At 59.3% G+C, this 22008-nt stretch carries 19 protein-coding genes and 1 pseudogene; 18 read left to right on the top strand and 2 right to left on the bottom strand.

Features of this window, described 5'->3' with window-relative positions; translation table 11 throughout:
- Position 1: 1 nt before the first annotated feature.
- The 4 genes and pseudogenes from GTU70_RS00695 to GTU70_RS00680 all read left to right on the top strand — a co-directional run.
- Positions 2-634, top strand: coding sequence for a DUF2460 domain-containing protein (locus tag GTU70_RS00695; protein ID WP_166096824.1), 633 nt, complete (start codon positions 2-4; stop codon positions 632-634).
- Positions 631-1515 (top strand): DUF2163 domain-containing protein, encoded by an 885-nt coding sequence (locus GTU70_RS00690; protein ID WP_166096823.1) that lies wholly within the window; start codon positions 631-633, stop codon positions 1513-1515. Before GTU70_RS00695 ends, GTU70_RS00690 begins: the two co-directional genes overlap by 4 nt.
- Positions 1512-1937 (top strand): NlpC/P60 family protein, encoded by a 426-nt coding sequence (locus tag GTU70_RS00685; RefSeq protein ID WP_166096822.1) that lies wholly within the window; start codon positions 1512-1514, stop codon positions 1935-1937. The genes GTU70_RS00690 and GTU70_RS00685 overlap by 4 nt, the downstream gene beginning before the upstream one ends.
- A 9-nt stretch (positions 1938-1946) precedes the next feature.
- Positions 1947-3734: pseudogene (locus tag GTU70_RS00680) on the top strand (baseplate multidomain protein megatron); the annotation flags it as partial.
- Positions 3735-4166: 432 nt separating this feature from the next.
- On the opposite strand, the gene GTU70_RS00675 reads toward GTU70_RS00680, so the two are convergent.
- Positions 4167-6113: an AAA family ATPase gene (locus tag GTU70_RS00675; protein WP_166096819.1), complete on the bottom strand. Its 1947-nt coding sequence runs from the start codon at positions 6111-6113 to the stop codon at positions 4167-4169.
- Positions 6114-6153: 40 nt separating this feature from the next.
- The gene (locus GTU70_RS00670; RefSeq protein ID WP_166096818.1) at positions 6154-6771 is read right to left on the bottom strand and encodes a hypothetical protein; all 618 of its coding nucleotides are present in this window, start codon (positions 6769-6771) and stop codon (positions 6154-6156) included.
- 923 nt (positions 6772-7694) lie between these two features.
- On the opposite strand from GTU70_RS00670, the gene GTU70_RS00665 reads away from it, so the two are divergent.
- From GTU70_RS00665 to GTU70_RS00600, 14 genes are all read left to right on the top strand, one after another.
- A complete protein-coding gene (locus GTU70_RS00665) occupies positions 7695-7889 on the top strand; it encodes a hypothetical protein (protein ID WP_166096816.1) in 195 nt (64 codons plus the stop codon).
- A gap of 144 nt (positions 7890-8033) precedes the next feature.
- Positions 8034-8231 carry a hypothetical protein gene (locus tag GTU70_RS00660; RefSeq protein ID WP_166096815.1) on the top strand — a complete coding sequence of 66 codons (198 nt, stop codon included), beginning with the start codon at positions 8034-8036 and terminating at the stop codon, positions 8229-8231.
- Positions 8228-8974 (top strand): hypothetical protein, encoded by a 747-nt coding sequence (locus tag GTU70_RS00655; RefSeq protein WP_166096814.1) that lies wholly within the window; start codon positions 8228-8230, stop codon positions 8972-8974. Before GTU70_RS00660 ends, GTU70_RS00655 begins: the two co-directional genes overlap by 4 nt.
- Positions 8974-11358, top strand: a complete 2385-nt coding sequence (locus GTU70_RS00650; RefSeq protein WP_166096812.1) for a DDE-type integrase/transposase/recombinase — start codon at positions 8974-8976, stop codon at positions 11356-11358. The genes GTU70_RS00655 and GTU70_RS00650 overlap by 1 nt, the downstream gene beginning before the upstream one ends.
- Positions 11359-11360: 2 nt before the next feature.
- Positions 11361-12293 (top strand): ATP-binding protein, encoded by a 933-nt coding sequence (locus tag GTU70_RS00645; protein ID WP_166096811.1) that lies wholly within the window; start codon positions 11361-11363, stop codon positions 12291-12293.
- 2 nt (positions 12294-12295) lie between these two features.
- On the top strand, positions 12296-14443 hold the full coding sequence (locus GTU70_RS00640) for a TniQ family protein (protein WP_166096809.1): 2148 nt from the start codon (positions 12296-12298) through the stop codon (positions 14441-14443).
- A gap of 180 nt (positions 14444-14623) precedes the next feature.
- Positions 14624-15055, top strand: coding sequence for a hypothetical protein (locus tag GTU70_RS00635; protein ID WP_166096807.1), 432 nt, complete (start codon positions 14624-14626; stop codon positions 15053-15055).
- Positions 15056-15308: 253 nt separating this feature from the next.
- Positions 15309-16124, top strand: a complete 816-nt coding sequence (locus tag GTU70_RS00630) for a hypothetical protein (RefSeq protein ID WP_235914663.1) — start codon at positions 15309-15311, stop codon at positions 16122-16124.
- 165 nt (positions 16125-16289) lie between these two features.
- On the top strand, positions 16290-16958 hold the full coding sequence (locus GTU70_RS00625; RefSeq protein WP_322101069.1) for a hypothetical protein: 669 nt from the start codon (positions 16290-16292) through the stop codon (positions 16956-16958).
- A gap of 44 nt (positions 16959-17002) precedes the next feature.
- Positions 17003-17149, top strand: coding sequence for a hypothetical protein (locus tag GTU70_RS00620; RefSeq protein ID WP_166096772.1), 147 nt, complete (start codon positions 17003-17005; stop codon positions 17147-17149).
- Between the two features lie 344 nt (positions 17150-17493).
- Positions 17494-18261, top strand: a complete 768-nt coding sequence (locus GTU70_RS00615; protein WP_166096806.1) for a metallophosphoesterase — start codon at positions 17494-17496, stop codon at positions 18259-18261.
- A gap of 74 nt (positions 18262-18335) precedes the next feature.
- The gene (locus tag GTU70_RS00610) at positions 18336-19307 is read left to right on the top strand and encodes a hypothetical protein (RefSeq protein WP_166096805.1); all 972 of its coding nucleotides are present in this window, start codon (positions 18336-18338) and stop codon (positions 19305-19307) included.
- Positions 19222-19524 carry an OST-HTH/LOTUS domain-containing protein gene (locus GTU70_RS00605; protein WP_166096803.1) on the top strand — a complete coding sequence of 101 codons (303 nt, stop codon included), beginning with the start codon at positions 19222-19224 and terminating at the stop codon, positions 19522-19524. Before GTU70_RS00610 ends, GTU70_RS00605 begins: the two co-directional genes overlap by 86 nt.
- 96 nt (positions 19525-19620) lie before the next feature.
- On the top strand, positions 19621-22008 hold the full coding sequence (locus tag GTU70_RS00600) for a hypothetical protein (RefSeq protein ID WP_235914662.1): 2388 nt from the start codon (positions 19621-19623) through the stop codon (positions 22006-22008).

The following is a 22008-nucleotide window of genomic DNA, read 5'->3' as shown; positions in this document are numbered from 1 at the left end:
CATGCCGGGATTTCATGAAGTGCGGTTTCCGCTGCGGCTGTCGCTATCGACCAGCGGCGGACCGGAGCGGCGGACGGATATCGTCAATCTGACCAATGGGCGTGAAAGCCGCAACCGGCGCTGGCGTGCGGCGCGGCGCTCCTACGACGCGGGATCGGGGGTGCGCTCCATCGACGATCTCTATGAGGTCGCGGCGTTTTTCGAGGCGAGGAGCGGGGCGCTCTACGGGTTTCGGTTTCGCGATCCGTTCGATGACAAGTCGTGTCCGCCGGGGGAGAGCGTTTCGGCGATGGACCAGCTTCTGGGAACCGGGGATGGGACGCGGACGGACTTTCAGCTCCTCAAGACCTATGCGGATGCCGGCGGCGGGGTCGAGCGGGTGATCGCCAAGCCGGTGGCGGGGACGGTGGTGGTTTCCGTCGCGGGCAGTCTGACGCCGCCCTGGGATTTTGCCTGCGATCCGGCGACTGGGGTTGTCGTCTTCTCCACGCCTCCGGCGGCGGGGGCGGCGGTGCGGGCGGGGTTCGTCTTCGACGTGCCGGTGCGCTTTGCGACCGACCGCATCGATATCAGCCTGCAATCCTTCAAGGCCGGCCGCATCCCTTCCATTCTCCTGATCGAGATCACGCCATGAGAGAGATCCCGGCCCCGCTTGCCGCCCATATCGCCGAGGGCGCGACCACGCTCGGCCATGCCTGGCGGGTGATCCGCCGCGACGGCACCGTCTTCGGCTTCACCGGGCATGACGGAGACCTGATGTTTGCCGCCACGCATTTCGCCGCCGCCAGCGGCTTTTCCGCCAGCGATGCGGAGACCGAAGCCGGCCTGGCCGCGACGACCGCGGACGTCGCCGGCGGTTTTTCCAGCGAGGCCATCACCGAAGCCGACCTGACGGACGGGCGTTACGACGGGGCGCGGGTGGAGGTCTATCTCGTCAACTGGGCAAAGCCTGAGCAGCACATGCTGCTGCGGGTGCAGGAGATTGGCGAGGTGACCCGAAGCGACGGCGATTTTCGCGCCGAATTGCGCAGTTTTACGCATAAGCTCGGACGCGATCAGGGCCGCATCTATGGGCGACGTTGCGACGCGACGCTGGGCGACCGGCGCTGCGGCGTCGATCTCCCGGCCTATCGCGGCAGCGGCGTGGTGACGGCTGTCATTGACGGCCAGACGGTGAAGGTTTCGGGGATTTCCGGTTTTGCGGCCGGCTTCTTCCGCTACGGCGTTTTGAAATTCACGGGCGGTCCACTCTCGGGCTTGTCCTTCGATATCGACGACCACAGGCTGGAGGAAGGGGCGGTGGCGCTGACCTTCTGGCTGCCGCTGCCGCGCCCGGTGACGTCAGGGGCGGCGTTCGAGGTCACGGCGGGCTGCGACAAGGCGTTTTCCACCTGCTGGGCGAAATTTGCCAACCAGCTCAATTTCCAAGGATTTCCGCATATTCCAGGCTCGGATTTCGCCTACTCCTATGCGGATGGCGAGACCGTGCATGACGGGCGGGCGCTGTTCGAATGAGCAGCGTCGGCGAAAAAGTTTTGGCGGCGGCCGAAATGTGGATCGGCACGCCCTATCGCCATCAGGGATCGCGGCGCGGCATCGGCTGCGATTGCCTGGGCCTCGTGCGCGGCATCTGGCGGGATTTGTATGGCAGCGAGCCGGAACCGCCCACGCCTTACGCGCCCGATTGGGCGGAACGCTGCGGCGAGGAGCGGCTGCTGGAAGCGGCCGGGCGGCATTTCCTGCCTGTCGATGCGATGCGGCCCGGCGATCTGCTGATCTTCCGCTGGCAGGCGGCTTATGCGGCAAAGCATGCCGGCATCTTCTGCGGCGAGGCGCATTTCATCCATGCCTATGAGCAGGCGGCGGTGATCCGCTCGCCGCTGACGCCTTCCTGGCGCCGGCGCATCGCCGGCATCTTCCGCTTTCCCGAACTTTGAGGTGATCCAATGGCGACCATTCTGTTTCAGGCGGCGGGTGCGGCGCTGGGCGGCGTCTTCGGGCCGGTCGGCGCGATCATCGGCCGTGCCGCCGGGGCGCTCGCCGGCAATGTCGTCGACCGGGCGCTGATCAACGGCACCCGCACCATCTCCGGCCAGCGCCTGGCGACGGCGCGCATTCCCGGCGCCGATGACGGCACCTCCATCAACCGTCTCTACGGCACCGCCCGCATCGGCGGCACGCTGATCTGGGCGACGCGGTTCGAGGAAGAGGTGTCCGTCGAGCGCGCCGGCGGCAAGGCGACGGGGCCGCGCGTCGAAAATTTCCGCTATTACGCCAATCTCGCCGTCGGCCTGTGCGAAGGCGAGATCGCCAGCGTTCGCCGCGTCTGGGCAGACGGGCGCGAGATCGACCTGACGAATATCGAGATGCGGGTGCATAACGGCAGCCGCGACCAGCTGCCCGATCCGCTGATCGAGGCGAAGCAGGGGACAGGCAAGGCGCCGGCCTATCGCGGGCTGGCCTACGTCGTCTTCGAGCGGCTGCCGCTCGACACCTTCGGAAACCGCATTCCGCTGTTCCAGTTCGAGGTGCTGCGCACCGTCGGTCGGCTCGAAAGCCAGATCCGGGCGATCACCGTTATTCCGGGATCGACCGAGCATGGCTATTCCACCGTGCCTGTGACCGAAAGCCTCGGGCCGGGCAGCGTTCGCACCATGAACCGCCATAACCTTACGCATGCGACGGACTGGGCCGCCTCCATCGAAGAATTGACGGCCGTCTGCCCAAATCTGGAAAGCGTGGCGTTGGTCGTCTCCTGGTTCGGCACGGATTTGCGGGCGGGACATTGCCGCATCCTGCCGGGCGTCGAGACACTGGGGCGCGAGGACGAAAGCATTCCGTGGATCGTCTCCGGCATTCCGCGCAGCGATGCGCATCTGATCAGCACCAGCAATGGCGGGCCAGCCTATGGCGGCACGCCGAACGACGCCAGCGTCGTGACGGCCATCGCCGATCTCAAGGCGCGCGGCCTGAAGGTGTTTCTCTATCCCTTCCTGATGATGGACGTGCCGCTCGGCAATGGCCTGCCCGATCCGCATGGCGGGGCGGAGCAGGCGGTCTATCCCTGGCGCGGGCGCATCACCTGTCATCCCGCGCCAGGCCGGCCGGGCTCGCCGGATCGAAGTGCGGCCATCCGCACGGCGGTTTCCGCCTTTTGCGGCGATACGGCGGTCGGGGATTTCACGGTCATGGGGACGGAAGTCACCCATACCGGGACGGCGCAAGGCTATCGCCGGCTGGTGCTGCATTATGCCCACCTGGCAAAAGCGGTCGGCGGGGTCGATGGTTTCATCATCGGCTCGGAATTGCGCGGGCTGACGCAATTGCGCGACGAGACCAATGCCTTTCCTTTCGTGCAGGCGCTGGTGACGCTGGCCGGCGAAGTGCGCGGCCTGCTGGGGCCGGCGGCGAAGCTGACCTACGGCGCCGACTGGACCGAATATTTCGGTTATCACCCGCAGGATGGCAGCGGCGACGTTTATTTCCATCTCGATCCGCTCTGGGCCTCGCCGGCCATCGATGCGGTCGGGATCGACAATTACATGCCGCTCTCCGATTGGCGCGATGCCGATCTCTTGGCGGAAAACCCGGATGGCGCGCGCACGGCCGACGATCCGGTGTCGCTGAAGGCGGCGGTGGCCTCGGGCGAGGGGTTCGACTGGTACTACGCCAGCGACGCCGACCGCAAGGCCAGGCTGCGCAGCCCGATCACCGATGGTCTCGCGGCAAAGCCCTGTGCGGCCTGGCAACTACCCTTGTGAAAATGGCAACTGAACTTGAGAGGAGTGCGTATAATACGTCACAATGGCGCTATGTCAATTTTTTATATTTTGCAGAAAACGCGGCTCGAACGCCAAAAACTGCCCATCATGGTCTGCTGAGTAGGGCTATCCAATTCGCCTCTGATTCGCGAATTTTCGCGGATCGTTGGAAGGAAGGGCACAAAAAAACCGCCAGAAAGGCGGTTTTCCAGATCGGTTCAAAATAATTTTGGTGCGGTTTCTTTTTGGTTTTTGGCGGGCTCTTGACTATCATCCCTCTTGCTCTGACCGATGAGGCCTCGATCGGCGTTAACTATTTACCCGGAGTTGGTGGCCAAGAATCCGGGGTTGTCGCCACAGATTCAAGCACTGAATGGAGCTTCTCTAAGTAAAATTGAAGTCGCTCTAATTGAAGACTTCGTTGGAGCGATCAATGGCGAGTTCTTTAATTGAACGGTGTGATCCGAATACGATCTGACGGACATCGTCGCCGGTTAGCGATCGTTGCCTGACCAAGGCGTCGGAAACCTTTCGCAAGACCCCGATGCGCTCGCTGAGCATCTTCTCAACTCGCGTGTACTGCGCCTTCAATCTAGCCTCGACGTCTTGTGCCAACCTCGGTCTTACATCACGAAGTCGCTCAAGTTCGCCGGTCCGTTCGGCCGCTTGTGCGGAAAGCATAGACCCGAAGCCCCATTTGACTTCCATCATTGTCGCCAGTTCGGTAGCCCTAACGAGGTCGGATTCCATATGACCACCGGACCCGTTCGTATGTTCTCCGAAAACGAGTCGCTCCGCAGCCATGCCTGCCAACAGAACCGCGATCTTGTTGTCGAAGAAGGTTGAAGTCCGTCTTTCGAACAAACGCTCTTCGAACAGAGTTCCGCCAAGGCTTTGCGTTCTGATCGCGCTCGATACCGCCTCGGAAATTGTTACTGACTGCAGTCGGTCCGCGTCCACCATGACACCCACAATCGCATGGCCGGCCTCGTGGACTGCAGCGATTTTCAAGACATCGAGTGGGATCAGTTTCCTCTCCGGCATCGCGGCCATTAGGTCCGCCACGGTCAAAGGACGCTTACCGCGGCGCGCCGCTCGACGGGCCGACCTTACACACTTGGCAATGTCCGCGCCCGACCAACCCTCGGACCATTTGGCGGGTTCACCCAGGTCGGCATCGAGGAGGTCGATACCGAGATGAAATCTAAAGATTTCAGCGCGGGTCACCGCGTCTGGCATTTGGATTTCGAACTGCCTCTCGAGCCGGCCCGATCTCAATAGTGCCGGATCAATCAGCTCTGGGAAGTTGGTTGCCCCGACAACCACCACGCCTTCCAATTCCTGCGCGCCATCCACGCACTCCAGCAGGGCGTTGATGACTTGCCGTTGATAAGACGCGTTGTCGCCCGACGCCGAAGCCCTGTCGCCGATACTGTCGAACTCATCGATGAAGAGGATCGTCGGCGATTCCTTCCTAGCCTCGTTGAATGAGCGTCTCATCGCCTTCAACATGTCGCCGAGATGACCGTGGCTCTGCCACTGAGCTGCCGAGGTCGCGACAAACGCCGCGCCACAGGATCGCGCGAGAGCTGAGGCGAATTGTGTCTTTCCTGAACCTGGTTGCCCAGAAATCAAGACCCCGCGATCAATCGCGCTCCAGTCAAGTTTTCCCGTCCTCCAGTCGGCGAGGTCTTGTGCCAAGCCCATTCCCCATACCATCGCCTCGCCGTAGCCGGAGAGTTCCTCCAACCTCGGGCCAGCCGTGTCCGGTGTTGAATTGGACTTTTCGCCCAGAGTGTTCAGATGACGAAGTCTTCCGATAACCGCATTTGCCGATCGCCCAATCCGGAATGCCAAGGACACCCTGTCGAGGTCCTGAGTTGCAAGGAATGCCGCATCTTCTCTGCTGATCCTCCCGAAGCCCATACGCCAAGCCGCAATCATGAAATCCGCGCCTGTCGGAGGAGGAATGGCGACGACGACGTCAGATGCTGCGACAAGTTCGTCCGTCATCAGGTCCTTATGCTTCAACAGGACGATGGCTCGTTCGCAATACCTAAGCTTGCCAAGTTGGGAAGCTGCATCTTCAACGGTGTCGATACTGACGACGTCGAAGCTGTTGCCGAAATCCAATTCATCTGCCGCCTTGGGCTTGTCCAAGGCACGGAGGCCTGCGACGCGAAAGGCTCCGTGGTTGGCATCGTCGTCGAGTACGAGACACGCGACGAACCGACGTGACCGCTTGAGCATTGGCCTGACCGCACGTGAAATGATTGCTAGGGCGACATGCGACGAAAGAGTGAGTTCCTCGTCGATACGGGAACGACGACGAGCATTCGAAGAGTTTTGCATTGTTAGACCTCGAGCAGGATTCAGGAATGGCGTGCAGCTGTCACCCAGCTATTCGCCGCACCGCCGTCCGAGGTCCGATAAGCTCGTCATCCAATTCCACTTGCACGAACTCCCGAAGGATCATCGAGGCAAGTCCCGCCATGGGTTTGACCTCTTGGAAAGCGCCCAGGCATTCGGCGACCGTGAGGGTGGTGTGCTCGTCAAGGGCCGCCAATAACCGCACACGATCGTTAAGGCCGACTTCGTAGTTGCCGTAGCGCAGGAGATCACGGGCGTTCTTCAATCGAAAGCCCGAATAGACTTCGTTCGCCAAATAGCCCCGATATCCGCATCCCATTTTCTCGGCCGCTCGGATAGCCACGAAGGCATCGCGGCGACGCGCACGGTCAGGCGCATCCACCACTTTTGTGTTGCCGAACCGGTCTCTGATGATGAAGTCGAAAGGAGGCTCGTCGAGGTCCTCATCATCGACCGGCGTCGCGGAAGTCCAAGAAGCAATGTCCGGATCAACGTCAAGCAGGCAGGCGAGGTCTCGGGTAACTTGCGATCTGAAAGAGATGTTACCCTCCGCCTTCACAGTGGCCCGAGGATAGAAATCAGTGATCGCCCGACCTCGCTGGGGAGCTACGATTCCATTCACGCGATATAAGGTTCCCATCGGATTACTCGCATTTGACATTGACGACGATCTGCGGCCCACCTTGGGCGGTAAGATCAATTTATTCGCCGAGCGATGTCTGTCCGGGTCCTGAGCATGGGGCATTCGTACCGGGCTCGGAGAACTTACGTCAACGCGGGCGTTCCATTTTCACACGCGGATACCTTTGGGAGTCGAGGCATCAGGAATTCCAGACTTCGCGAGGAAGACCCGGCTAGGACGCTCAAGACGCGTGTACGACCTTTTCGGGGAGACGCGTTAACCTTTTGGTCGGGCAGGCGGTCGCAAATCGCCAAGTTGCATCAAAACGTAAAACCACCTTTACGCGCAGAAGCAGCCTTTGGAATATACGCTTTGTTAACCAGCTCCGGCTTCACTCGGCTTATCCGCTACTCTAGGCGGGTGCCGAAAAGGGGCGGCGAGACACCCGAAATAGGAGTAAATGATTGCGGCACCCGAAAATGAGAAAGGGGCCACCTTCAGAATGGCCCCTTTCTAGTCGGTGTGGCTGACCTCTCTGCAAATCGGTCGAGACACAAACAAAGACAGTTGGACGGTAATCCAGAACGGTTAGCACCGCGTTAACGCGTGCAATCTGCGCGCCGTTGGCTGCTGACAATTTATCCGGGAGCCCGGTTGACTGCAGGTTGCGTTCTTCTTATGTTCCACCTTCGTCGGAGCGAAGAACCTATACCGCCCGACCGAGAGAGACCACGATGACGAAAGTTTGGACAGCCCGGCACCGAATATGATCAGCGTTCGTTGATCCTAGTGGTGGCCGTGCGATCATCGTCGATCCCGACCTTCATATACTTGCAGTAATTCAGAGTACCCCGCCGAGTGCGGGTGCCTAGCCGCATGCCAGATTTCCGATTTCACTCATCCGCGATGGCCCTGCGCCCGCGGAACAGGAGACGTATGTCATGTTCGTTCCCAAGGACGCCTTCAAACCTGCCGAGGAATTGTCCACCGACCTTTGGGCCAACTACGGCATCCCGGAGGTTCTTCTAGTTGATAATTCGGGCGGTCTCATCCGCGCGATGTTCACAAACGGCGATGTCCGGCTCGAGACTGACCTTTGTCGCCGAGAGGAAGCGGAGGAGGACGTGTCCTGGTGAATAATTCCTCCGCCTGCGGTCGCGGACAGTCGTTGGCCCATCTCGCTCGGCCGCCGCCTTAGTCCGTCAGGCCCCCAACCGCAACCATTCTCAAGATCATTCAGCAGCGACGCAAAGCGTCTGCGGCATAGGAGAGTCATCGGCATGAAAACGAAAACCACCGCTCTTTTCACGGACCAGCAACTCGACATCGACAGCACGTCAGTTCTTGGGTGGCAGGTCACCTACGCAATCGATCCCGCCACTCGGTGCGTTGTCGCCTGCCATGTGGGGAGGCCCAGCGAGAAGGACTGCATCGAGCGTTTCTTCGCGAGTCTCGCATGCACGAGGAGCGGTCGATGAGGACAGGCTTCGAACCCGACCACGTTCCCGTACACACAGTCCCTGCCGTGGTGCACAACGGGGCTATGCCCGTGAACGTACCGAGCTCCAAATGCCGCGGCACGTCGATCCGGGTCCGCCAGCCTCTTTCCGAGGATGCTGTCATTTTCTGGGAGACCGATCCTCGCGTGGATGCGATCTCGCACTATCCCGTCGAAATTAAATGGTCCCGGACGCGGCGCGACGGCTCGATCAAGGAGATGAAGCATAACATCGAGTTCGCCATCCGGTGGAAGGGCGGCAAACGCACCTACATCGATGTCGAAAAGGCCTCCCATCACGGCGAAACATGGTTCCAGCTTCGGACGCAGGCCATGAAGTACCGTGTCCCGTGTCAACTCGACGCCATGTACACGGTGGTCAGCGAGAAAGTGCTGCACGGCCGACCACTGCTCTACAATCGTCGGCACATTTACAGTCACCTCCATGTCCGCGACGAGCGTGCCAAGGCGCGCATTCGATGGCTGATGACGGAGCTGACCCCTCCCATGACCATCGCCGCTCTGTCTGAAGCCGCAGTCCTCAGGCGAGTCGGATACCGGATGCTCGACCCCGGAGGTCGACCATTCACCGAGCTGCTTCCCGACGTTGATCGGGCCTACACCGCCATCATGCAACTCGCCGCCGCCGGAGAACTCCGGATCGATCAACGCCGCGAGATCACCGACCAATCCCTCGTTACCTGGAAGCAAAGGAGCATCTGATGTCCAGATTCGAACCCGCCGCCTCGTTTGTGAACTTCGAGGTGCTCCGCCCTGCCATGACGGCAAAGGAGCTGAAGATTCCCACCGACGACGGCCAGCACGCCGACGTACAGCCAATCGATCTCCAAAAGAACGAAGTCATCAGCATCCTCGGCGAGAAGAAGCTTAACGCCGCCGCCTTCCAAGTCCGGTCGATCGACTACGATGAAATCCTCGGGCGAGTGTTCACGATTCAGCATGTGAAGACCGACAACCAGACCCGGGTAACGGATTGGCAACTCGCGGTGCTAGAAAAAGCGGGACGTCTGGTCGTCAACGGGCAACAGAAACCAGGGCGGCGTCCGCCCCCCGACATGGGGCTAACTCCGGAGCAGACCGCTTCCGCGAACAGGATGCTGGATTACCTCAACGCCGTCCACGAAGCCTCGGATAGCGGCAACATCCGCATGACGGAAGCCAAGATCAGGGCGGCATTGGAGGACCATGCTCGCAAGACCGGCGACAAGCCGATCTGCGTGACCACATACAAAAAGTACCGAGACATCTACGAGGCCGCACCGTTCGACCTGCAATCTTCACTGGTGCCTCCGACCTCCAGCGGGAACACGACCAAGGCATACGGCGAGGCTTTCGAGCGTCTTGTGACGAAATGCGTCATGGCGACATGGAGCCAACCCAAGGGGAGTTATCGCACGCTCAAGCGGCTTGTACGGAAGGAACTCAAGAAACCCAAGTACGAGGAGCTGCGCAAGCATGTCCTCAAGCCTTCGGGCGAATTGAAGCCCCATGACAGCTGGTTTTCCAGAAGGCTCGCAGCGCCGGATCGCTTCACCAAGGATGAAATGCGCTACGGCTCGAAGGTCGCCCGCCGGAACAATCCTATGACGACGAGGCGTCCGCTGCCCGACGCCATCCTGGACGAAGTCGAGGCGGATTACACGACCCTGAACATCTTCGTCATCGATGACAAGAGGCCACTTCTGTACGGTCGCCCGAAGATCATCCTGTTCCGGGATCGCAAGTCGGGAGCCATCCTCGGCTTCTCGATTTTCTTCGGAAACCCGTCTTACGAGGCTTTCATCCACGGCCTGAGGCACGCGATCTACCCGAAGAACATGTCGAGGTACCCGGGCTTGTCGTGGCCGATGTACGGAAAGCCTCAAAGGCTGCTGATCGATAACGATCCTCATTTGCGCGCCGCCGACGTCAAGCACGCCTGCGATGTACTGGGCATCAGGCTCGTACAGACACGCCCAGGCGAACCCAACACCAAGGGCGGCGTCGAGCGAATGATGCTGACCCTCGAGAACCTGGTCAACAACATTCGCGGGTCGGTCCAGCACAATCCGACAAGGCGCAAGGACTTCGAAGACAAGGAGGCAGGAAAGCCGATCCTGACGCTTTCCGAGCTGGAGCACTTCATCACCGTCTTCATCTGCGCTGACTATCACGTAAACCCGCACATCGGCCTTGGTGCCACCAGGCTGATGTCAGGCATCCCCCAAGCCATCTGGAACGAGGACATCCGCAATGTGAAGGCGCGACGCCCGATCAATCCGCAGACCTTCGTCCGTCTGACGGGCAACCGGCGGGATGACATCACGATTCAGGACGGCAAGGTTCGCTGGGACTGTATCACCTATTACAGCGAAGCGTTGCTCGTTCCGAGCTTCGATCATAGGCACAGGTCCGCGGTTCCGGGCGTCGATACAACCAAGTTCGTCGGTTACCGTGATCCCTCCGATCTCGGCCGCATGTGGCTGGTCGACCATTTCAACAGAACCGTAATCGAGGTCCCCGTCTGCGACGGAGACAGGGCGTACGCCAACGGCCTGCGTCTCTATCAGCACAACAAGGCCAAGAAGCACTTCAAGCGGAAGATGAAGCGCGCGGCCGAGAATACCGTCGAACTAATGGACGCTTTGAACGAACACATGGACGTGCTCGACAAAATGCACATGGAGCGCAAGAAGGCAGGTACCGCCCACGCGCTCGCTTCCTACCACCATGACCTCGTCGGCAGACGTGTCCACGGCGAGGTTGTGGAAATGCCCTACAGCGAAGACCTCGGCGACATGGAAATCGATTGGGACGACCCGTTCGAAATCGAGCCGCTGGAAAGCGCGTCCGACGCCGACGCACCATCGGTGCCGCCTAAAACCCCACGTGCCGAGGTCTCCTATTCTGACGGCAAGGCCCGTACCAGTGATCCCGTGTCCCGTAAGGCGAGGGAAAAGGCAACCACAAGCTCCAACAAGACGGTCGCCGCCTCCAAGCCCGAGAAGAAACGCAGGGCCGCGACATCCATCCGTGCATCCCTCGACCTCGAACAGGGCGACCTCACGGAAATGGTTCGCCGCCTCGAAAACAGCAGGAAGGGCTGAAAATGATCCACTTTCCCCAGTTTCACACCACCCCGTTCGACGAGATCACGAGGAAAGAGGTCTTCAAACTTGACGATGGCGAACGCCTCCGTCTCGTTCGAGACCTGCTCTATCCCTACAACCGCTTTCTTGACGTCCAGGACGCGGTTTCGGAGTGGCACAAGCCCGTCGGCGACGCTGGTCCGGCCGAAATCGGTGAGTTGGGCCTGCTCCTTGGAGATTCGGGTAACGGCAAGTCCTTCATGCTGAAGTCCTTCTATCAGAAGGCAATCACCCCACCAAAGGGCGACCGCATGCGGTTTCCTATCATCTACATCGAGGTGCTGCCGGGGTGGAAGGCCGGCGGATTTGCACGCGCGCTGCTCGCCGCCACGGGCAAGACCAACGCAACCAAAAGGCATAACGCCGACCAGTTGGCCGCATCGGCGGTGGACCGGCTACTGGAGTATGAGACCGTCTTCATCATCATCGATGACGCCCATTTCCTGTTTCACCAGAAGCGATACTACGACGAAAACTACAGCTTGCTGAAACAGATCGCTGACGCGCAGTTTGCCAACGTCCTGCTCGCTGGTCTTCCTCACCTCGAAGAGGTCGTCAAAGCCGAGTACCAGTTGGCCAGACGGACAGGTTTCCGCGAACCCCTTCCCAAGTTTGACGCCACAACTGAAGCCCGCCACTACCAGGCGTTTCTGGTAGGCGTCGATCAACGCCTTCCCTTCGCGAAGGAATCGGGTCTTGGCAAACCTGCGACGGTCGAGCGCCTCTTTCTTGGGAGCGGTGGCTCGGTCGGCCTGACGATGAGCGTCGTCAAGCGGGCGGCCAGAGCAGCCATCACGGCCAAATCCGCATGCATCATGGATCATCACATCGCAGCCGCGGTCAAACACGTTCTGCTGTTCGACCAGGATGCCTTCCAAGGGAACGGCGGGTGACGATGTCTGAGTTCGATCCGCGCCGACTACCCTTCATGCGCTGGGACCTCCAATTCGAGCGCGACGAAAGCCTATTGGGCTGGTTCGCAAGGACTGTGGGCCAGAACGGCGATGAGCGCATCGTCGATTTCAACGCCTCCAATGACCTGAGACTGTTCTCCTTGTCTCCAGAGGAGGCACTGCGCAAGACGAAGCGACTGCCGCTTTCTGATGAGACGCTTCTGAGAATGGAATGGGCGACGCCAATCCGTAACGGCAGGCTTTTCGATTTATGTGGGGAGCGTATCCGCCCTTCGGACCTATCGTTCAACTCGCCTCGCTGGTGTCCGGCCTGTGTCTCTGAGCAGCCATACAGGCGGGTTTGGTTCGATTTCCTGTCGCTGAAGCGCTGTCCGTATCATGGCGACGAAATCGTGGACAAAGATATCAATGGTAACAAAGTACCATGGCACGCAACGGAGTTCTCCCGAAATGCAGACGGCACTCCGCTTGGTCGACCCGGTGCAGCGCGCCAACTCGAGGTCGGGACCTTCGGCCACTATCTACTTGGCAGGCTTGGCTTCGAAGAGAGGCTGCCTGCTCCAGTCTTGGACCGCTTCGATCTTCGCGATGTGTTGCCCGTATGCGAAGTCCTGGGCAAGGAAGCGAAGAGTGGAACTGAGATCACCCTGGAGGACGCCGAAGTCGGCTTCTCGATGATCCGCGGGACGCATGCGGAGCTCGCAGAGGCTCTTCGACCGCTGGTCAGGCGCGTACCAGGCTTCGGTGCGAGCACTTCTATTAAGGAGTGCTTTGGTAGGGCGTACGCGACTGCGGGCCAGACTTTCAGCGCCAAGATGCGAACGCTCATCGTCCGTGCGATGGAGGAGGCAGTGTCTGCCGAGTTGCGTGCCCCAGGAAGCATGATCGCCGAGCGGGATGTAAACTCGAGACGGGTCACGACGCAGGAGGTCGAAGATCGTTACGGAATCGATACCGCTTCCGTCGCTCAGATCGCTAGGATTATTGGTGTGCATCGCTTCAAGAAGCGAAAACCTCTCATTGAGGCCGACATCCCGCCGATCCTGGATTTTGTCGCCAAGCTCATCGATCGGCAAGCCGCGGCAGACTATCTCAACATCAGTGAGCACGGTATGGACGCCCTGATCAGGGCAGGGTTCGTCCGGCGTTTTGTCAAACTCCGCGTCGGTGAGTATCTCGGACCTCGCTTTCATGTCCCCGACCTGGATGTCGTCCTGAGACAGCTCGACGCGCTGCCCGCAACGGGTAACGTGCTGACGTCCAAGCCTTTCCATGCCTATGCCCTCGCCAAAAAAGGGCTTCAGCATGGTGATCTCGCGATCAAGGTTTTGAAAGGCGAGGTTAAGATCGCTGGTCGCAAGCCTGACGTCCACGGGTTCCGGGCTCTCGTTATCGATACAGGCAAAATGAACAAGCGCCCGCGCGTGACGGCCGATCCCGCCTGGTTATCACTTGCACACGTCCAAGCTCTTCTGAATTTCCGAAAAGAGACGGTATGGGAGATGATGAAGATGGGTATCCTGGTGCCGCAAGGGGATTATGTACGCCTCCTTGCGTTCAAAAGGGAGGACGTAGAAGCCCTCTACAGGACGTACGCCCGTAGCACAGATATTTGTCGCGGGCTCGGAATTACCAAATACAGGCTTCGCGATCTCATGGCGGAAAAGGGCGTGACGCCACTCGTAAGATCGGCTGCGCGGAGCTTCGTCGATACGATCTACAATAGGGCCGAGGTGATGGAGGCGTTGGACCTAACGGACGACCCAGCGGTCGCATCGGACCCCAGGCTCATCGAATTCTGGGGACAGTTGAAAGCTGTTGCGAAAGCTCGGTTCCCCGCGCTCCTTTTTTCGGACCGGCCAATGGCAGGTGGGCAGGTAGTCGGGATGACGACAAGGCTGTCGGTGATGCCGATTAGCTATGATTTGAAGACCCGAACCGTAACTGCGGTAGTCGCACCTGCAAAGGACGGCCCGATCTTCATTTTCGACCTCGATGCCGCCGACTGGACCGAAGGTCTCGACGAGCTGTTTTCCAAGCTGCTGGAACGCGAGGGCGAGTTCCTGAAGCGACGTTCCGACTACAACAAAGAGAAGAGGAGGTCGGACAGGCTCAAGCTGACCCTCTAGCCCGAGAAACAGGATTCCGGAAGCGGGCCAGATCGTCGACTTGTTTTGTGCTTCACATTCATCCGGAATAAGCAATCGATCCGGAATGCCTTTAGGCGTAATGGACCATTCAGCCGCCGGTTTAACAGTTGACGACCTTTGCATTCTCCAGGAGCATTTAGTGGCAACCTGGAGATGAAAATGAAACGACTGGCCCTAAAAGCACTGTTAATATCCCTCGGGACGCTCTCTTTCGTGTGCGCATCGGAGGCATCTGCCTTTTCGGACAAAGGGCGCGTAACACTTGAGGGTTTTCTCAAGAACGGCGAGGTGGTTTTCGCTGACGGCGATCCGAGGCGTCTCAATGATCGAGCATTCCAGGAGAATGCATCGTGCCAAGCGTACTTTATGATGAAGATGTGGGAAGAGGGCGGCGTCACTACCGACAATTCGGTGAACGCTCGATCAGGCAATCACTACTTCTTGGCGAACTTGGAGCTTGCTGAGGCCAAAAATTATGACAGCTGGGAAGTCTGGACCTACGTCTTCTGGGATATTCAGACCAAAGGGCGCGACGCACTGGCAGGGAATCTTGCTAGGCCCGCGAATTGCGCCCCCGTGTCAGTTAATTAGCCCGTGTCCACGGCGGACGGTGCGTTGGTTCACCCCACCAGCGCCCGCCGTCAGTAGTAGAGGCTGTGAAGCCCAGTTCTCGATAGATCGACCCAAACTGGGTCGCAGCCGTCATCAACGGAGGCGGCTTCGCGCAGCATCCACACGTTTTAGATACTCGTGCTTCGAGTTCCTCATATTTGAACGGACGCTCCTCACATTTCATTGGGAAGCATCATCAAAACAGCGCGTTAGCAAAGGGGATGGTCTCGCCGTGTCCGCAGCACCCATTCCGGACGGACGTGAAGTTTGTAGCGACCCAATCCCCATCGATGTGAAGTCTATTCCGGCTGGAAATCGATTGACGGTCCGAATTTACGAAGAAAAACAATGCAAGTCATTCCGGATGGATTTGACGCTCAATAACTTGGATGAGGCGGACGAACGGTCTCCATATCGTCAGCGACCACTAGCGGAGGACGCTTTGCTTCCATTGACGGATTTCATTTCTCGCCTACCTGGGGTCAAGCCCCGCAAAACACGCACCCTGATCATGGATGGTGATTTGCTCTCGAAAGACGAGAGGCGGGACATCTTCCCGAGAAGTGACAGCATTTACGATACGGTCTACGTCGTCGGACCGGATGCAGCCTCCGCCATCCTGAAGGCATATCGCGCAGGTGCGCTGCCAATGGACCGGGGCAAAGTCGTGCAGGAGACCCCGCTTGCTGATCAGTATCTGGAAAACGCCGATGTCCTTAGAGCGCAGATCGCTGAACGCAGACGAAAGCAGGCCGCGGTGAATGACATAGCCTTGGTCGAGGAGCGGGATTTCTTGGACAACAAATTGCTCGACCGCATCTTCTGGAAACATGCCGGGAAAGGCGAGGCGACCCTTACGCTCGCTGGCATCGACGTCACAAAATCCCTCCGCGGGTATCCGACAAACAGTGGCAAGAATACCGACTACGAGGTCTCGTTTCATTGGGTAGGCTCTGACGGCCAGCGGCGCACGTCTGGAACAGGCAAACCTTCGACGGCTTTCAATCGCCGGAACGATGCCGATCGAAACTGGGGCCTGCCTGAGTAGAGCATTCGCTAGCTCCCAATCGAGGGATTGGGCCATGCGAGATGACAGGGGACCGCCCTAAATCACTGCAGGAGCACGATTTTTCGCCTGGGCCCGGTTGACTATCCGAAAATGTTCTTTATTTGTTCTACCCATGATCACAACGAGCCGGCTCATACGAATACGTTGATTTTCCGTCGCGACGAACGCGACGCCGAACAACCGTGTTTGCGTGAGGTTGTCATGGGTATGGGCAGGCAGTCGGCGTCGATTCAGACGGCCGTGAATTCCACATCGATCCGAATTTACTATCCCCTGGCGGCGATGCGCTGTGAAGGAGGCAAGGTCTTCCGTTCGCAGGCGGCCCGGGACGTCGGGTGTCTGCTCGACGTCGATCCCACGGTGGTATCGTGGCGGTGCATGCCGACCGCGTTTGGAGACCTCTCGCATACGGTCGATTTCGAGGTCATCCGTGACGATGGGCATGTGGTTCTCCTCGATGCTCACGATCGCGAGCTTCCGCGTGATATCGCCACCTTCGAAGAAGCTGCCCGGCTACGCCTTGCAGAATACCGCTACCTGTCTCGCGAGGATGTCTACGGTGGCTTTCGCCTAAGGAACGCCAAGGACCTCCTGCGCTACGGCAACTACAATGTTCCGCTCGGGGATCGCCTGCGCCTGCTGGGCGCTCTCGACGAACATGGATCGATGCCGATCGGGCAGTGCCTGAATGCTTTTCAGGAAGTAAGGCCAGTTGCTGGTCTCGCCGCCATGATCCTCAATCGCTATCTCGAAGTCGATTTGGACGACGCCCCGTTAGGACCGGAAACGGTGGTCAGGCGCATAACGCAGTGAACGGAAGTCGCTGCCCTATGCCCAGATCACGAAAGAGCCCTCAGATGTCTTCCAGTTCCTACACGCTGTTCAGACGCCAGCTTACCGAAGCGCTGGTCGAGAAGGGTCATGTCGTCGGCGACGATGTTCGGGCGCTCCTCGGCGTGACGTCGGGGAACACGAATCCGCATCCGTCAGGACGTGACGGCTAGCGGTCAGGCTCCGTTCCTCGCTCGAGAGAGGAGCGGAGCCGCTCACGGATTTGTCTGCAACCTGCTAGCGCCGCTCTCCCGAGGCGTTATCAGATAGGGGCTTACGGAGTTTTACGTGATCGATGCCAGCCTTGATTTTCACCCGGCGACCGAGCGGCTTAAAGCCGATCTCGTCCAACGCAGAACCGAGCGAGGGTTCCTTTGCGGACTTTGGTTTACGGCGTGAGGGCCGTGCCATTTCTGCCTCCTCAAATTGGATCAGGAGCACCTTGGGCTCTGCGTGCAAATCCGGCAAGACAGAATATGCGCGTCGAAATAAAGCGATTTCAGGAGGCGATTAAACCATGAAACTCTGGGTCATCTCCGATCTACATTGCGAATTCGGCCAACCGTTCGTTCATTCGCCGCCTGCCGGGGCGGATGTTCTGGTCTGCGCGGGCGATCTTTTGACACGCGGCATCGTCCCGAGCATTGAATGGTTGGCGGTCAATATCCCGTCCTCGATGCCAGTAGTGGTCGTTGCGGGGAACCATGAATTTTATCGAGCCGCCGTGCTGGAGAGCATCCGCGATGCGCGGTTGCTGCGCGACCGCTATCCCAACATCCACTTTCTCGAAAACGACATGGTGGACATCGGAGGCGTCAGGTTTTTGGGCGCGACCCTGTGGACCGACTTTCGCCTGAACGGCGGCGATCCCGAATTGGCAATGGCGGCGGCCCAGAGCGGGATGAACGACTATCGCCAGATCAAGTTTTCCAAGCTTCCCTACAGGAAGTTCGCGCCGATCCACGCCTATCGAAAGCACCACGAGTCCAGGGCGTTTCTTAAATCTGCGCTGGAGAACGCCACGGCCCGGAAAACGGTCGTCCTAAGCCACCACGCTCCGTCGCCCAGATCAATTCCGCCCGAGTTCCATGGCGATCCGCTGTCTGTCTGCTACGCCAGCGATATGGAGGACCTTATCGTCGAACGGCAGCCTGCATTGTGGGTGCATGGTCACGTCCATCAGAAGGTCGATTACCGGGTCGGCGAGTGCAGGATCGTCGCCAACCCCCGCGGATATCCCGGAGAGGCGACGGCCTTCGATCCGCAGCTTGTTATCGAAATCTAGGATACCCAATCATTCTTCCCTAAAACGAAAAATTGTGGCTTGTTTCGCTCGGGCGAACGACGAGGGAGCATACAGTGGATTTCCACATCGATCGGCGGGTGATCCTGAGCGAGGAGTCAGAGCACAAGAACCTATACGCCTGGTCGCTGAAAGAAATCGACGGCGACGGCAAACAGCTTGGTCGCGATCTAATACCGTGGCCCTGGAGTGTGTCGTTCACGGCACGTGACCTCGTCTTGGCCGAGACGCTGACCTTGTCATCGGAGACGCTTCCCAGTTCAAGGGATGATCACGATCCTAACACCAAAAGAGAAGCCACGAAACGACAGTCGATCCGGGCGACGTTACAGCCCTGGGATTTAGAACCATACTGCCAGACTGACTTCTCGATGTTCGGCACGGCCCGATCGCTCTCAAAGTTCGAACTCGTCATCTATGAGCTTTCGGAAGCAGACGGCGAGGAGCGATGTGTCGCCTGGGGCAGCGTCAGCTACACGTCCGAAATCGATTTCAGAGAAGAAACGACAGATGACGTACTGATCTTCAACCTCTTCGTTCGTCCTGACAGGTTCGCTCGATATGCGGAGAGGATTGCCGGCACGACTGTCGACGAGGTCGTGTTCCGTGTGCGAGGGGTGGCGGGCTTCTATTCAGTCTGGTCGCCGTCGATAACGGCGGACAGCATCAAGGTGCTGACGAATTCAGAAGAACACAAGATTCAGATTCCAGGCGATTGCACCATCAGGCCACCTCGGCTCGGGGAGGTGGCGGAGGCCGAGCTCCATTTTCACCGGATTATTCGGTTGGCGCGGACGAAACCGAAGGAATCTGACGAGGACGAAGAGTCCGTCGTCGAACCTTTCATCGAACCTCCGGCCGAAGAGCCGGACACATCGTGGGAACGCGAAAAACCCATCCCCGCCGACCCGCCCGTTCATCAAGGCCCGTTGAAGGTCATGGATGAACGAGTGGTCAAGCTTGTGTCCTCGCTGCGGTTTGCCGCTTGGGGAATCGCATTCCTATTGCTGCTGCTTCTCTTCAAGTAGTCGCTATGCCGTAACCTGTCCCCCGCAGCCACCTGGCGAACCGCGCTGGCTGTGGCATTGCATTGGGACACACCTCTCGAAACAGTCAGCCGACTTCGATGCTCGAAACTACGGCTACGCTAGGCTTAGCGATCTGGCGGAGGCTTCTGGCATACTCGAGGTGGAACGGGTAGGCGGACAGAATAAGGTCGTGACGGTAAAGCTGAAGGTCGGCTGAGAACACGCGGGCAATTTTGACGGGAGTAAGCCGCGACAACTCTCGGAAATCATTCGACAACCTGTGAGCAATCCGGCATGAAAATGCGGGTGCTTGATGGGGGATGATTTGTACGTACCGCCGTGGACGATTTTCGCTGGTCTCGGGGCGCTTGATCGCCGAGAACTGAGCAATCTCATTGCAAGCTTCGAAGCCACAACGCTGTTGTCGATGTCCATGGACCGCGTCACCGATGTGTTGTCTCGCTTCCAGAAAGATGGCCAGTCGTCGGATTCCACGGCTTTCGCCCGCCGTTTGAAGGATGCTGCGGACGCGTTGTTCTCGTCCGAAACCTCAGATCGTGCGTTGCGAATTCGCCTGTGGGTCAGAATAGCAGAAGCACTCGATCTGGACGCGACACTCCCTTTGTCTTCGAGAAGAGCCAATTCCGTCGGCGCAGGCGTGGCGCACAAAGCGGCGGCGGTGATGGCTTTGCCCATGGCCGATGAAAACGAGGAGTTGACGCGGACAGGGATTCAGAACGCCTGGAGAACTGTAACGTCGCTCTTGGGCCGTCCCCATCAAGATTTTCCTTCTCTGGTTGCCGGGCAGGCGCAACTCGTCGCGAAGGCTGTGGCCAAGGCCGCGACATCGGGTGAGATTCCAGAGGAACTAGCGAGCGCTCTCGGAGAGCGTGTTCGTGACCACATTCGAAGCCTGCCCCCCGAACTACGGGATGACGCCATGCGCGATGCCCTGACGGCAGGAGACCGTGCAGCCTTTACTGTGCTTGCCACCGGGACTGCGGCATTCTCTATCGGCATGGGCGTGAATCTGGCCGGGTTCAGCGCTTACATCCTCGCCGCCCAAGCATCGGCGTTTATCCCGTTCATGAGCGGGCCAGCCGTCGTATCGACGCTCTTCATGCTCGCGAACCCGCTTTTCAGTATCCCGGCCGTCCTCGGTATCGGATACCTGGCAAACAACTATGTAAACGGCGGGCAGGCTGCCAAGCTCGCCGCAATCGTTTCGGTCCAGTTGTCGCTTCGAGGGCTATCATCTGAGAGGGATGGCTTGGCGGTCCTGCTGAATGATTTCCGGACAGCGACTGAGATCGACCTGTCATCGCTACCAACGGCGACCGCCGCGGATACAACATCTCGGAACTCGACTATCGCGAAACAAGCGGGTGGGCGGTTGCCAAATGCGCCCGGCGATCTGAAGACTGCGGCGCTTGCCTCCGAGCGGCAAAGCGACCTGCTTACGGGCGTACTCTCGAAGAACCGCGGCGATGCGCTGGAAATGGCCGCTGTAACGGCTCTGTCGGCGGGTGACATGCTCTACAACGCGGTATCCATCGATCCGATGGTTCTCGCCGCCGCCGATTTCTCGCGATCGGAAGACCTCGGAGACATCTTCAAGTTCGGTGTGTTTGCCGAGCGCGTCGGATCGATGAGCGAGGCCGCTGCGGCGGGAGCAGGCAATAACCTGCGTGGTTATGCCTCCGAACAGTTGGTGGCGGCCCGTCTTTCGGACGTCGGCCACGTGGTCAGTTTTCCGGAGACCTCTAACAATGCGGGGTTTGATCTCCTCGTGGACGGTGTCCCGTTTCAGGTGAAATGCCTGCAGGGCCTCGAAGGCCTGCGAACGCATTTCGCCAAGTATCCCGACATGCCTGTGTACGCCAATGCCGAATTGGCGGAGGCCGTTATCAGCAGCGGGGAGGAATGGGCGAAACTCGTCTTCTATGTCGATGGCTTTGATCGCGAGATCGCCGACCTCGTCATGACCACCTCCCTCGAAGCGGCCGAGGCGTTGGGCGACCTGAACGTGCCGTTCTTTGCCATGGCGGTTTCCTCGGCGCGAAACCTCCACAGTGTCTGGCGCGGCCGCATGCCCCTGTCGGACCTGCCGTTTTCGGTCGTGATGGATGCCAGCGTCAAAGGTGGACTTTCGGCCATTGGCGCGCTGTCGGGCAAGGCTATCGGCCTGATGGCTTTCGGCCCGGCTGGAGCGCTGGTCCTGAGTGGTGTCGGGGGTGTCAGTGCACTGGTCGGCGCGGGCTGGACGAGAGAGCAGGCAACGCGATTGCTGTCTTCCGACTGGCTTGCCGACCTTGAGGCGTCCACCGAGCGGTTCCGTGCCGCGCTTCTGGCGATTGTGCAGGCCAAGATCGCGATGCTCGAGGCGAAGAAGTCCGCCGTTCCCGGCACGATTCCCGAGATCAACGACTGGATCGACGCGCGCTTCGCGGACGACATCGTATCTCTAAGTGAAGTCACGTACGATATCGAGACGGCAATTCCGACGCTCAGCCAGCCAGCGAAGGCACAAGCCTGCCTCGCTGCTATGGATGCTGCCAAGGTTCACCCCCTTGCGGTCGAGGCGGAGTTAGCGGACCTTTTGAAGGTGCTTGGGTCCGAGCCGTCGAAAGCCGCATCCGCTGGCAGGAAAGTCTCGGACGCATGGTCCGCGTTGAAATCGAAGCTGCCCAGTGCGGGCTAA

Source organism: Rhizobium flavescens, assembly GCF_011319365.1.
Note: the sequence above shows the minus strand (reverse complement) of the source record. Positions and strands in the feature narration are given on the sequence as shown.